At 61.1% G+C, this 14,050-nt stretch carries 9 protein-coding genes; all 9 read left to right on the forward strand.

Annotation, left to right across the window (positions count from 1 at the left end):
• Genes CJ178_RS29300 through CJ178_RS29340 form a run of 9 tightly spaced genes read left to right on the forward strand, consistent with a single transcriptional unit; the run spans nt 1 to nt 14,025 of the window.
• Nucleotides 1-2,736: a hypothetical protein gene (locus tag CJ178_RS29300; RefSeq protein WP_033235988.1), complete on the forward strand. Its 2,736-nt coding sequence runs from the start codon at nt 1-3 to the stop codon at nt 2,734-2,736.
• Nucleotides 2,737-2,751: 15 nt separating this feature from the next.
• The gene (locus CJ178_RS29305; protein ID WP_033235989.1) at nt 2,752-4,737 is read left to right on the forward strand and encodes a hypothetical protein; all 1,986 of its coding nucleotides are present in this window, start codon (nt 2,752-2,754) and stop codon (nt 4,735-4,737) included.
• Nucleotides 4,734-7,640 (forward strand): GAP1-N2 domain-containing protein, encoded by a 2,907-nt coding sequence (locus tag CJ178_RS29310; protein WP_051730664.1) that lies wholly within the window; start codon nt 4,734-4,736, stop codon nt 7,638-7,640. The genes CJ178_RS29305 and CJ178_RS29310 overlap by 4 nt, the downstream gene beginning before the upstream one ends.
• Nucleotides 7,640-8,644 (forward strand): hypothetical protein, encoded by a 1,005-nt coding sequence (locus tag CJ178_RS29315; protein WP_033235990.1) that lies wholly within the window; start codon nt 7,640-7,642, stop codon nt 8,642-8,644. Before CJ178_RS29310 ends, CJ178_RS29315 begins: the two co-directional genes overlap by 1 nt.
• Nucleotides 8,641-9,810 carry a TRAFAC clade GTPase domain-containing protein gene (locus CJ178_RS29320; RefSeq protein WP_095888566.1) on the forward strand — a complete coding sequence of 390 codons (1,170 nt, stop codon included), beginning with the start codon at nt 8,641-8,643 and terminating at the stop codon, nt 9,808-9,810. The genes CJ178_RS29315 and CJ178_RS29320 overlap by 4 nt, the downstream gene beginning before the upstream one ends.
• Nucleotides 9,811-9,814: 4 nt before the next feature.
• The gene (locus CJ178_RS29325) at nt 9,815-11,173 is read left to right on the forward strand and encodes a TerD family protein (protein WP_080711817.1); all 1,359 of its coding nucleotides are present in this window, start codon (nt 9,815-9,817) and stop codon (nt 11,171-11,173) included.
• Nucleotides 11,170-11,784: a hypothetical protein gene (locus CJ178_RS29330; RefSeq protein ID WP_033235993.1), complete on the forward strand. Its 615-nt coding sequence runs from the start codon at nt 11,170-11,172 to the stop codon at nt 11,782-11,784. Before CJ178_RS29325 ends, CJ178_RS29330 begins: the two co-directional genes overlap by 4 nt.
• 37 nt (nt 11,785-11,821) lie before the next feature.
• Nucleotides 11,822-13,444 (forward strand): DUF4407 domain-containing protein, encoded by a 1,623-nt coding sequence (locus CJ178_RS29335; protein WP_033235994.1) that lies wholly within the window; start codon nt 11,822-11,824, stop codon nt 13,442-13,444.
• Nucleotides 13,441-14,025 carry a hypothetical protein gene (locus tag CJ178_RS29340; protein WP_033235995.1) on the forward strand — a complete coding sequence of 195 codons (585 nt, stop codon included), beginning with the start codon at nt 13,441-13,443 and terminating at the stop codon, nt 14,023-14,025. The genes CJ178_RS29335 and CJ178_RS29340 overlap by 4 nt, the downstream gene beginning before the upstream one ends.
• Nucleotides 14,026-14,050: the final 25 nt, after the last annotated feature.

The raw sequence follows: 14,050 nt of genomic DNA on the forward strand, positions 1-14,050 counted from the left end.
ATGAGTGTGTTGACGGTTTTCCTCGCGGCTCCCGGACCGGCAGACGGTGTGCGGGACGTCCTGACCGACCTTTCCTCGGCTGGGCTACTCGACCCATTCCTGTGGATCGACGAGCGTGACGTGGCCTCGGGCCTGTCGGCTGTGAGCGCTACCGCCGTCGATGGCGGCGAAGTATCCACTGTCGCACTGCAGAACGTGTTGGCTTCGACCCGGGTCACTCGCGTGCGGCTCTGTGTTCTGGTCCCGTTTATCGAGGGGGCTCAGTCAGTTCGCGTCGAATCCGAACGAGCGATCGCGGATATGCTCGTCGCAAATTCGGGTAGCGCACAGCTCGTCCGGCTCCGGACGATCCTGACTCGGGGTGGGTCTACGGCACCGGCGTCGGCAGTTCCGGCATTGGCGGGCTGGCACAATCTCTTGATTGCACCGGAAGATTCCAACGGTCCGGGTATGGGCCATGTTTCGCTCGCTGCCACCACCGATGCTGTCGTGATCGGGCGAAACGCGGCGCCGGTCGTGGCCGGTGTTGTCGGACTGTGGTCGCATGCTGCGCACACACCTTTTGACGATCTGCACGTAGTTCCCGGTGACGCGATTCGACTAGTGCGTTCCTTCTATCGTCGGCTCGAAACATCCGGGGCGGAGCATGATCTGCGTGAGCAGGTTCTCGATATCGGTGGACCGCTTCCCTTGCCGCTCGATGCCGGCGGAAGTGTGGTCTACGTCGAAGACGTTCCACTTGCTACCGGAACCATGGCCCAGAACCTGTGGGGCAAGCACCGTGGAATGCTGATCGGGTCGCGAGTGCCGATGCCGGCGGTTGGGGGTTCGCAAGCGATTGGCCTATGGCGGGCGCTGGTGATGTTCTTCAGCTTCATCGGTTCCGCTCTCCGCAATGCCCCGATGGCGTTCTACAACCGGGTATCGAGGGGTGTCTCGGGCGCTGTGGCGTCGACTCTCAACGCCGCGGTTTTCGGCACTGATTCTTCGGCGTACACAATCGTCGTCAACGGAGTCGGACCGGACGGGCGTTCGGTGAAGTGGTCAGAATTCACGGCCGCGTCGCATCAGATGATGACGGCATTGGATTCGGGAACCGAGAGCCGCCATCACGCCGCGTCCACCGATCTGTCCCGACTGTGGAGCGATTACTCAGCCGGCGCACTCACTTTGGCAGATGCAGGGGAGCGTTCACAGGGTCTACCTCCGGTTCAGGTCGGTGCAAATCGAGCGGTGATTCGGATCGCCGGTGACATCGTTCCAGGCAAGGCTCAGCGGTTCACGGACGTCCCGGGAATCATTGCCGCCAGTACGGGCGTGTCCGGGCTCGATGCACATGATGTTCTTGCGATTTCCGATTTTCGGGCTCAGTTGCGTGAACTCGAACAAGACCAGGTCCTAGGACTGGAAGCGCGTCGCACTGTGGGCGCGGTGGACGCCTGGGGGCAGACCATTCGTCGTTCCTACGGATTTGCGTTCGGCCAGCTTCTCGCCGAAGGAATGCATTCGACACGCTCCGAAGTGAGTGCGCTGCTTGGGAAGTTACGTGCTCATTCGGGGTTCGAAGATCAGTCGGAGGGTATTCGGAACCGTCAGCGGGGGCTGGCGCGGTGGGCTCAGATCATCACTCTCCTGGCAGTGCTGATCATCGGAGCTGCTGGCTACCTGACATACCGCGACATTATGGTGTGGTGGCATTGCGCCGTGATCGTCGTTGTGGCGATCGCGGTGTGGTTCGTGAGTTTGTTCATCCTGTTCACCCGAAGTCAGCAAGAGTTGTTCCAGCTGATCAACCGGCAGCGAAGAGCCGCCGGTGAATTGGAAGCCGATCAGGCGAATCTGAGGACGGCACTGCGCGATCTGGATAGGTTGTCTGCGGCGTACCGTCAGCATGTCTCGTGGAGTGCGGCGTTGGGGACGTTCTTGGCGGAGCCGCTCGGAAAGGCACCTCAGCGCTCGGGTTCCACTCGCCAGGTCGAATGGGGGCTTCCGCGTTCGGCTGCCATCGGATCGGCACGTCCGGAGCCGGGCCGGATTCTCGAGGTTGCGGAACGGCTGCGCAGCGAATTGTTCACGGTGGGCTGGATGTCGTCACCTTGGGACGAATTGACGCGTGCCGCAGGCGATCATCTAGGGGCTTTGGGACTGGACGTGCGGCAGAGTCCAGAGTTGCTCTACACCAAGCAAGGGTGGGGATCTGGCTCGGCGCTCGACGTGTGGTCGGACAAGCTGGCTGACGGAGAAATCGCTCTCGACGGCGCCGACGTTGTCTGGGAGAGGGCTCTCGCGGAGCTAGGAGGATCCAAGGTTTCGTTGCTCACGGAATTGGTGTCTTCGGTCGAGGTTCGGGATCTGGGACAGTCGCGTGTGCTGACTCTCGACGGATTCATGGCAGGCGTCGGTGCTGCGGGTGAGATTGCGCAGAGCGGGCACTTCGACAGGACTCTGTTGACCGATCTCGCAGTGACCAGTGGACGTGCGGCTGTGTGTGGAGGCCGAGCGGATCAGGTCCGCCTCGGACTGGGGTTGCTGTCGGTGACCACCCAGTTCAGCGAAGGCCTTGCCCGCGAGGAACTTCAGTTCGGCGGTGAAACGTCGGCGATCGTGGACGAGCATTCGTTCGAAATTCCGGTATCGCCGGACGCCGGCGCCCTCGGTGGTTTCGGAAAACAGTCCTCGGTGGCACCCGTTTCCGATCCATTCCGTGCGCCGTCCATCGACGGCATGAACTTCTGAAAGAGACGTTGAGCGATGAGCGCACAGGTACTCGAGGCACTTCAGCAATGGCGATCGGGCGCGATTGCCGCCGACCAACTGCAGATCGGCGTGATCAAGGATGCGCATCTCACGCAGATTGCGCGATCAAATCGTAGAACGAGCGCAGAAATCGAATCGATGCTGCCGCGCACAGCCAGGCCGATGGCCGGGCACATTGCGAATGTCATTGCCGGACTGGGTGAGAAGGCTTCGGATCCGGCCGCGCCGAGAACAACTCCGGCCGACGCGGCGATTGTCGAGGACGTTGCGGTCTCACAGTCACCGGTTGCGGCAAATTTGGTAGATCTGAGCACCGACGATTTCTGCGAGTTCGACTATTCGACGGACGGAAACAGCGACACCAAGCTGACGGCGAAGAAGTCGCAGGGTGGACACCGCATCGAGTGGGAAGCACACGCTGCCGGCTCCGGCGCTGTTGTCCTCTATCGCGTCGTCTCAAGCGAGGAACATCCGGCATACAAGCCGGAGGTGGGTGAGCTACTCGGCGTCACGACGGATACGTCGTTGACTGATCTCCGTGGGCCGAGTTCGGCGGTGCGATTCGTTCAGGTGTGGTGCCACGTCGGGCGAACAATCGACGATGCGGCTTCTGAACAGCCAATTCTCCTCGGTACCGCTCAGATCATTAGTCCTGTAGTCGATTTGGCTATCTCGGAGGACGAGGGCACCGTCATCGGCCGTTGGGACACCTGGCCAGGAGTCAAGGTCGTCCGCGTGATGCGGTTGGCGATTGCGGGTGGTCCAGGTGCCGGTGGTCAGGTTCGAATCCATCCCGACGATGACAATCTCGGCGGTTTCGTGGATTCGAGCGCGGAGCGTGGTCAGCGCTATCTCTATCGCGCGATCTGCGAGGTGCCAGTAGGCAATGGAACCGAACTCTCGCCACCCGTCGAAGAAGTAGTGCAAGTCTCAGTCGTATTGTCTCCTGTGCACGATCTGTCGGTTGATACCTACGGTGACGCCGATGAGCCACGATTCGACCTGCGGTGGACTAGTCCACCGGTCGGTAAGGTTGTCATCTACCGGACAGAAAGCGGACCGAAACCCGGTATCGAGGAGTCGGTTCTGGCAGAAGGCGCGTTGGAAGCGTCCGGCGGACTGCCGAATGATGCCCGCCTGATTCATCCGATCAAGGGCGCTCAGACCGGGAACTGCCTGATGGCCGGGGTGTCGTGGCCACGAGGGTGGACACGCGCCTACTTCACGCCGGTGACGACGCTCGACAATACGGTTCAGGTCGGGAAGACGGTATCGGCTACCCGTCCGTTGGGTGCGGTTCGGCATCTGCGTGTTGTAGAGCGATGCGCAGAACAACTTCTCACGTTCGCCTGGCCCGACGGCGCAGCTGCCATCGAGGTATATGTCAGCACCCGCGACATGGATTCGGCGAGTGCATTGGCTCAGCCTGCGGGGCACGAGATTTCGAGGAGCAAGTACGAGCGGGACGGTGGGCTGCATTTCCCGGCGCAGTTGCCGGCTATCGGTTGCTCGGTGCATGTGGTCCCCGTGTCGTACACCGCAGGAGCCAAGGTGCTCGGTGCTCCGAGTGTCGTGGATTATCCGGGATTGTTGCGCGTTCAGTACGACGTGGCGCTGCGTGATGCTGGTTCCACCGTCGACATAACTCTTGCGCCGGAACGTGATACGAACGGTTCCCCGCCGTTTGTGTTGGTGTACAACGCACATCGTCTGCCTCTGAGCTCGACGGACGGAATTGCGGTGGATGTATGGTCGGCTGGATCCGAAGCCAACGGGCGTTCGAAGCAGTTTCAGCCTCACCAACTCAGTCGAGCAGATCGAGCAGCGACGTGGAGTGCTGATGTACGGGGGCTCTGTGGATACATCCGCCTGTTCGCCGACCTCCGTCCGAGCCATCGAAGCACCTTCGCCCTGATCGATCCGTCTGTCGAGAAGCTCTGGGTCGACAACAGAGATCCGTCCGCCGGGCAGGCGGGATGAGTAGTGACTTCTTCTCCGGGAGCGATTTTCCGACGGTAGTCATCGCACGCGCGGACATTGCCGCACCTCGGTATGGCCAGTTGACGTACACGTCGTTCGACCGGCCAAGCGTCGGCCGCGGGCAGGTGCTCGGCGGCTGGCAGGTGAAAGATCTCGCAGGCGATCTGGACGAAAACGAGCAGGAGGCCGTGCGCGCGGGCGTCAACACTCGACTCGAGCCAGTTGTTGCGCCCCCACAGTTTCCAACGCAAGAACAGATCGATTCACGGCCGCGCCGGTTGCACTACGGACCTTTGCCGGCAGGTGCCGTTGCGTATTGGCATTCCGCACCGGCCGGTTCCGATGCTTCGGGTCGCCCCGGCAATGTGTTCGTCCACGCACTCGTAGATCGAACGCCGGATCTTCCGCCACTGCGTCGACCGATTTCCCTGTGGCACTCGACCGGGTGGCTGACGCCGTACGGGGCCGATGTGGTTGCCGGTTCGACATTGGGCGCTACTGCGGATTTCCCCGAGGGCAAATCGGTGGCGCTGTCGCAGATCGTGAACTTCGTCCTCGATCCCGAGGTCTGGAGGATCGGTGTGTTGTGTGTTCTGCTCGATGCGGTCAATCACGCAATGCACCACGGCGGCACGGTGATTCTCGGGGTTGAAGGTCCTGACCGCGGCGCACAGTGGATCGGCGCGGTGAGTGCGCTGATGTCATCGTCGGCGGCATCCCACTTCTACTTCTCTACCTACGAACGCAGACCCAGCGCGGAGGATATCGACGCCCTGAATGCGCATGTGGTGTGTGTGCCGATCGAGGATCTGGCCGACTTGGAACTGCCGGAGAACACGGTTGTACTCAGCGAAGTCGAAACTCCGTCCCTCGGCGAACTGGGCGCCGCCGACGGATCGAATCACGAATCGCATCGAACCGAGCGCAACGCCGAGGTTCAGGTATCGGAATGGTCGGTTCTGGCTCAGACGGTTCTCCTCGATGCTGAGACCGCACTCGGTGCGTTGGGGCAGCTCGACGAGATTGCGAAAACCGATCCCGTTCGCGGCGCCGAAATCGCTTGGCCTCTTGCTGCGCTCGTGTCCGAGAACAACAGTTTCAGTGATGCACACGTCGAAGCGCGAAGAGTGCTCGACGGTGCCCCCAAGCCGCTGCGACGGATTCAGCTGCCGGAACCGGCGGCGGCGCTAGCAGTATCCGTTGCTCGCGCACCCGGGCATGTACCTGGAGCGACGGAGTCGGGAGAACCGAATCTGCACAATATTCTTGCGATGCCGATCTCCACTCCTGCCGAGATCGACGCGCGGTGGACTGCGTTCCTGCACTTCGTCCGTAACAATCCGGGCTGGTCGATGGGATCCGGCACCCAACTCAAGTTGTTCGGCAACTTCGAATCGCACCCCTCACGGCGGCTTTTGGCGAATGTTCAGAAGACAGCGGAAGATTTCTTCGACCGCCTCGAGGGCAAGGATTCACCGGCCGATTCGGATACACCATTCCTCGTCGAGGTCGAAATACTTCGGTTTGCAGATCTGATCATGCACTCCGGCCGCGTGGATGACGCGATCGTCAACGTCGTCCAGAAACTTGTCGACCTGGCGGTAGTGCCGCTTCTCTTGGACGATTCCGTGGCACCGCGGTTCGTGCGCGATGTTTTGTCGGTCGAGGCTCCGCTGAGGGCGCTGCTCCGGAGCTGCCTTACCGATGGCACGGGTGCGGCGTACTTAGTCAGTCGCCCGCTGGGTAGTCGTGTGCCCAAGGCGGTCATTGAATGGATGCTGCCAGTCGACGACCTTCCCACCGACGGGAGTATCCGGGAGAACGCAGAGGTAGTGGCAGAGTCCAGTGTGGCACTGGCTTCTGATCTGGTGATTCGGATGCTCGACAATTCTGATGAGCATGAGCTGAACGGGTGGGGACAGTTTGTGCCGCAGGCGTTGTGGCGGGTTCTGTGGGAGGCGCACAACGGCGGATTTGTGGTCGGTGATGCCAGCAAGCTTCTCACCTCGACGCACATACCGGAAGAAGATCTCGAAGAATTGGCTTGGCGCTTTCCCGGCATCATCCCGCCGAGATTTCTTCAACGAATAGTTCTGTCACACACTGGTGATCAAGGTTCGGTCGATCTTGCTCGGTCTGCGGCTCATTTGCTGACGACCCAAGCCGATACGCGCCGCGACGGCAGCGTGATTGTGACGCCTCCCAATCAGCGCAAGGATGACTGTGCCGTGGCGTGGGCACGGTTGCGCTCTAGCGGCCGGTGGGCAGAGTTCGGTGCAGAGTTGCAGTTCGAGGTAACTCGGATGCGACCCGCTCTCGTCGACTTTTGCCGAATGAGCGCTGCGGAGATCGCTGCGCTGACCGGCGACATGGTCGATCGAATGATGTTGTTGCTCTTCGCTTCCCGATGGGCTCGGGACAGATACGCTGCGCCATTTGTTCCGTTTGTAGGTGCCGCTCAGGCGGATGCTTTGAGACGGTCGGTCCTCGGATCGAGCGACTATGTCGGTGTCAATATCACTGAACTGATCACCTCGCGGATCATCGATCGTGAATGGCTCCTGGCGACAGTCATGCTCATGACGAGCGGCGCGCCGCGAAGTAAGCGGCTCAAAGCTGATGTGCTGACCCGCGTAGGTCTCGGTGCCGACAACGGGAACGGTCTTCTCGAATCACTGGCACGGGAATCGCTGTCGGATCTCCGGGGCTTCGACCGAGAGGGTCCGTCTCCGATCGCCGACATGTTCCGCGACGAAGTGCGGCGTCGGCGCATCGTGGATTCACAGGCCGTGATCGATCAGTATCGGCCGCACGCCTGGAGTTGGTTCGATCATCTCGCGGTGGCAACACGTGCATCGAAGGAATATCAAAAGTTGTTCAATTTGGGAAAGAGGAAGCGCTGATGCCCGCTTATGTGCTCGATGGAGCTGGGAGAGTAGATCTTCCGCGCCGACCGTTGGCCGTCAGCGCCGACGCCGGTGGAGTGGGCGTCGAGCTGTCCGCGACTGCGCAGCACGGTGAGTCGACGGGCGCTGTGCATCCACGTCCGGGTCTGATGATTCTTCCTCGGATCGCGGACGTGACCACTGTGTCGGCAAGGCCTGCCAATGGGCAGATCGCGTTTCCTCAGGGAACGGTCCTGCGAGTCACGATCGGGGTCGACAGTCAGAACGATCTCGACCCGGATCGAGCGGAGCTTCGCCCGATGGACGTGTCGGGACTGCACCGTGCCGATTTGGCGACGATCACCCCTGGTGCCCAGTCGCTCGAGATCGCTGCGCGCAGAACAGAAGTTGACGTCGCGCTCGGCGAGCTGGCATCAGTTGCTCGGTCGAGTGCCCGCGGAATTCTGCGCACCGATCGGCTTCGCGACGCAGATTGCTACTCGGTCGGCATCGATATCGACAGTTCCATGTCGATGGTGCATCGATTCGATGACTCGAGCGTTGCAACAGTCGTGGATCTGTTGGCGGGGGTGTCCACGGTGCTCGGCGACGCTGCACCGACTGTGTCGGTGCTCGGCGCCCGATCGACTCCGGTACCTGAGTGCGCGCTGCGGGATCTGAAGCCTGTGGTTCAGGGCGTTCTGGACTCAGCCTCGATGGGTGTGGGCTTTCAGTCTGTGCCGTCCATGCCCGCGGCCGCCACGTCGAGGCACATCAATTACACGATCACTGACGCGGTACCGGCTGATTTTGTTGCGGGGGTATCGAATTCGTCGACTATTCGCCAGTTGGTAGTGCTGTCGGATGTGGCACCGGCATCAATTCCGGCGGGTACGTACTGCGCTGTCATCTCTCCGCGCTCGGTGGCGAATCTCGAGGCCGACTCGAGTGAACTGTCTCGGATCGTTTCGCAGTTACTGTCTCCTGTTGTGTCCGACTCGACCACCGGTGGTTTCTCGTGAGTAAGTGCCCGCGCTGTTTCGTCAGCCTGACCTCTGATCATTTTGCCTGGACACAAGCGTCGGGTACGACAACCGAGGCCGATCCTGTTGCAAGCGCGTATCACGGTGGTCAGGTGCTCTCGCGCAAGATCGTCGAGTTGCGCCGACCGGTGGATGCACACGCTGGCTGGGCACCGCCGCCGCAACACGCAGAACTCGAGCTGGGTGGACCTGTTCGCGAAGTGTGCCCGACCTGCCATTACGTCCTTGTGGACGGTTGGCGCAACGCACAGGTCACCTGCATCGCTATGGCGGGAGCGCGGGCCACGGGTAAGACCGTGTACATCGCGGTGTTGATCAAGCAGTTGCAATTGCTGGGTGAGAGTTGGGGTGCCGTTGTCGAACCCTTCGACAGCACCACTGAGGCGACATACCGCGACCATTACGAGACCCCGCTGTACGAGGCCCGAGGAATTCTCGAGGCGACGCCCGCTGCGCACACCGGGAATCCCTATCAACGCGAACCCCTGATCTTCAGCCTTGGTCATTGGAACAACGTCTCGCAGATTCTCGTGATCCGTGACGTCGCGGGTGAGGACTTGGAGAACCCGGAAAACGCGCGGGCTCCCTGGTTGCAGTTCTTTGCGCACGCGGACGGCGTGCTCTTCATGTTCGATCCGTTGAAAGTCGAATCGGTCACCAACCAACTACACGATTTGGTGCCGACGCAGGAACGGGTCGGCGGAGATCCCCGAACAGTGCTGCGCACGGTCCTCGGCATCATCGGGTTGGGAACACCCAACCTCGCCATAATCTTGTCCAAATTTGATGCACTGCAGTCACTTCAGAGCGTCGAAGGAAGCGATTGGAGTCGGATCATGTCGAACCCAGGCGCCGCGTTCTCCCGGGATTTCAGCTTGCGATCGGCGCCCTATCACGACGGTGATGGTCAGCTTCTCAACCAAGAAGTCCGTAGTCTCCTCAAGAAGCTGGACGCAACTCCGATGGTGATGTCGGTGGACCAGCCGCATACCGGACGCCCACTGCCCAACCGATACTTCGCGGTATCGGCGTTGGGTGAATCCCCGGTAGGGGATCGCCTGCACGCCAGTGGGATCACGCCCTTCAGATGTCTCGATCCGGTTCGTTGGGTGCTCGCAACCCGTAGCGTGTGGCACTGGCAGTGACGTCATGACTCACTCGGTTCCGGGGGCGGGTATGGAAGCGCGGGCGGAGATCCTCGATTTCCTGCTCGAATCAGGCACCTGGCGAACAGGATTGCTCAGTCTGCTCCTCGATGGGGTAGGTGCGGCGATCGATGGCGGTCCTGTTGTTGTCCTCGGAGTAGCTGACGAGCGCGTGGGGCGGCTATGGTTCGGCGCAGTGTCGATGCTGTGCGCACCCAGCGGCTCGGAAGTAATCCGGTACCAGCACGCGGAAGGCCGCGAACAGGTTCGCGAGGGCGCACACCTGATCACGGTGTCCATGGCAAATCTGTACTTGTGGGCTGGATCCGGTGGTGTGGTGATCGGAGAGGACGACAACTGCAGTCTGGGGGAGATGTCGGTCGACCCGCATCAGAGCGAGCGAGGGACGTCGGTCGCTGTCACGCACTGGTCGCTCCTGGCTGAGGCGGTACTCGTTGACTCTGCGACAGCGCTCGCGGCATTCGAACTGCAGGAGTCGATAGACAAGAAATTTGCGACCGGAACGCTGCATCGGTTGTGGCCCTTGGCGATGACAGTGGCGTCTAGGCCGGACATGCACGAATCGATGAGCACGGCCGCAGAGGTTATCCGAGAGCACTCACCCTGGGAGCTGGTCGAGCAGGGCGAACTGTTCAACCTTGCCGTCGGTACTGTCGCGGGCGGTTGCGGCCGCGACGCGGCTGTAGAGTGGCGTGATCGCTTGACTGCGGGTCCTGCCCCTGAGCCTGCCCTACACGTCCCAGATCCGTTGATCCGATTGCCGGAACCAGCGCAGGCCCCCACCCCGAATCCTGTTGTGGCTCAGCCGGAAATTCGAACCTTGCTGATGGGTGAAGCGGCAGATCTTTCCCCCGACACTGTGCGATTGGGATGCTCTGTGTCGTGGACGCAGCCGATGTCGAATCAGTTGGAGGTTGATCTTGTGGCCTTCCTGCTCGATGAGAACCGCACAGTCAGCACCGACGAGGATTTTGTCTTCTACAACTCCGCGGTGGGAGGCGCAGGCGCGGTTGCGCTGTCCGTGCTGACACCTGAGGCGCAGCGCGTCGACATCGATTTCGGTGGGTTGGCCGCGCGGTATCACCGCGTTGCCTTGGGGGTCGTCATCACGGGGCCCGGGTCGTTCAGTCAGCTGAATCCTCTGCGAATGGTCCTGACCGACAATGAAGTTCCGATCGCCGATTCGATCTGTACGCACGGCACCACTGAACAGGCGATGATCGTGGGCGAGTTCTACATGCGGGCAGGTCGTTGGCGAGCGCGATCAGTTTGGCAAGGATACGACGGCGGCCTCGCGGAGTTGGCGACGTCGTACGGCGTTGTCGTGGACGGCCCAGGGTGATCGATCTTGCTAGCCGCCGCATCGTCGATGTACGAGGTCACCTGACCGATCCTTACGCTGCGTCGTTGTTGGTGGTGACGATGATGCCGGTCCTTTCGGCGATAGCGTTCGGGTCGATCCTGTGGCGTCCGCTCGGGTACGTCGTCGCGGTTGCCTCACTCTTCTACGTGCAGAGATTGCACCGCTGGATCGGATCTGGATTGCGAGGCATCAGTTCGGGGGTGCCGAATAGTCGGATATACCGCGCTACAACCTATCTCGTGATCGTTCTTTTCTCCGCGATGCTGTCTATCCCCGTCGTACAAGTCTTCTTTCGAGGTGATCTCGCGGCGATGGCCGCTCCGACGGTGGTGGCGGAAATGACGGACGGTTGGCAAGGGGCGACGGCGCCGGAAGCGATCTTCGGATCCACACCCTCGTGGCCGTCGTACGCGCCATGCCAGTTCGTTCAAGGATGGACCGGACCCACCGTAGCGAACTCGTGTTACTCGGCAGTGGGGTACCTGCGGATGTGGCAGATGCCCACCGCGTTACCGATGTTGTGTTCTCTCACCATGATTTACATCCTCTTTCCCCTCACCCTGGCCAGATTCGGTCGGTTGAACAAATAGCCTTCGACTTCCCTCGAAGGCATTGAAATGGATCGGTATGACGAAGAAGTATTATCTTGCGCGCCTGGCGGGCTCACGCGTCGATGTTCTGGAGAGACTTCCAGGCTCGGTCGCCAAGCAGACGGCAATGGGTTCGGTTCTGCTGACGACGGCTGGTTTTGCTACAATCTCGGCCGCCTACGCATTGTCGATCACAGGGATTGCAACAGGCTGGGCCGCCATCGCCGGTGGTCTGGTGTGGGGTCTCGCGATTCTCAACCTCGACAGGTTGTTGGTGATCGGACTCTCCGGCGAAAAGAGTATTCGACGCAGTGTAATGATGGCGTTGCCGCGAGTGTTCTTGGCGATTGTCATCGGATTCGTCATATCGACGCCGTTGATGCTCAAGGTTTTCGAGAGTGAAATCGAGACACAGCTCAACCGCAATATCCTTGCATCGCAGGAGCAGTTGAGGACCGACCTCAAGGACTCGACGTTGAGTTCCGACCTCACCGAGGCGGAAACCGAGTTGGCTCAGATGCGTGCGTTGATCAACGCCGGCCCCACAGCAGACCCGGCAGCCAACCCGGAAGTTGGACTGGTCCAGACCGAGATCGAAAAGCTCGAGGCGACGGCAGCGAAACAAAAAGCTGATTACGACGCCGCAATGACCAGGGCGCTCGAGGAAGAGGAAGGCACGGCCGGTACCGGCGTGCCGGGCTGTGCTGCGCTGTGTGTCGAGAAGAAGCGGCTTGCAGGCGAGGCAGAGAAACTATGGCAGGGAACGCTCGAGCAGATCAGGGCGAAGGAAGCCGAAAAGGCGACTGTCGTAGCCACACTCAAGGACGTTCTGCTGCAGGAGAGTGAGAAAGCCGTCGCCGACGCGGAACGTGATTTGCCTGCCGTCGAGCAGAATGTCGAGACATTGCGCGCCCAAGTTGACGGCGCCCAGAACGGGTCGTACGCGCTAGAGCAGGCCAACAAGGGAATCATCGCGCGACTCAAGGCGCTCAACGACCTCACGGAGGGCGACGGGACAGCGGGCATGGCCCACCTGGCGGTTTCCGTTCTGTTCATGCTGATGGAACTCCTTCCGGTCCTCTTCAAGGTGATGGCCAACGCGGGCACCCGCACGCCGTACGACGAGCTGGTCGAAGCCTTCGAGGAGGAAGAGAAGCGAGATGCGACGGAGGAAATCGATACCCGCAAACGGGTGTCGGAGTTCCGCCGAGATGCCGAGTTCGACGCCGAGCAGGACCGCATCAGCAAGCAGCAGGAAACAGTACTCAAGGTCAATGAGACTGTGGTTGCGCACCAATCCGAGGTAGTCGACGAAGCACTCGAGCAATGGAGTCGGCATGCAAAACGTGTGTCGACCGAACGTCTACGTGAATGGGAACGTGGTCTGATCGCTGAGGCCCGCGTAAGTCCCGACAGCGGGGCGAGGGACGTGGAGACCCGTCGACCGGAGCCGGTACCGACGTCAAGGTCGTCAGCGCCTGGTGTGGTATTGGACAAGCCGCGAAACCCGGTGACGGCTCCGTATATCGGCGGAGGGTATCCGCAGAGTCCGGCCACAGGCAGCGCGCCCGCCGGCCCGTTGCCGCATTGGATGTCCGAGACGACCTGGGCCGACGGGCCGGCTTCACACCTGCAGCCACCGGAGTCGATGCAGCAATGAGCACCGAGCTCGAGATCGAGCGGATTGTTCGCTCGCACATCGACGTTCGTGTTGTGGTCGACGACGACGCGAAGGAGCTGGCTCGGGATCTTCTCGAACAGCTGACGCAGTGGATAGCCGACGAATGTGCACGGCGCCCGATCCTCTCGGACATGTTTGCTGCCAGCGTCACTCACGTCGGTGGACATGTGTCCTTCAACAGCCTGGTCGACTGTGCCCACGGCAAAGTGGGTCGGCCGTTCCTGGAGCGACCTTCTCGAACCGTGGTGTCGGTGGTTGTCGGTTCGGCTGCGGCCATCCTCGCTCAACCAGGCAGCACTGAAATCTCCACGGCACCTGCGATGTTGGTGTGGCTGATCGGGGATGATGCGACGTCAGCGTTGCTGAAGGTGCACGATCGGATGGGGCCGAGAGGTCGTAGGACGGTCGCTGACAGCTCGCTGACGCCGGAGCTCTTTCTCACTACCTGTCAGACGGTCGTGCGAGGAGTACTCGAACGCCCGGGGGAATGGTGCGGCGAATTAGTCGGAAGTGTAGGCGTGAGCGCAGCGATGCGAGGTGTGGGATATGCGGTGTCGTAACGGTGTGCAATTCCTGGTGGGGCGG

Origin of the sequence: Rhodococcus sp. ACPA4 (assembly GCF_002300185.1) — a bacterium.
In the GTDB taxonomy this organism is placed as follows: domain Bacteria; phylum Actinomycetota; class Actinomycetes; order Mycobacteriales; family Mycobacteriaceae; genus Rhodococcus_F; species Rhodococcus_F globerula.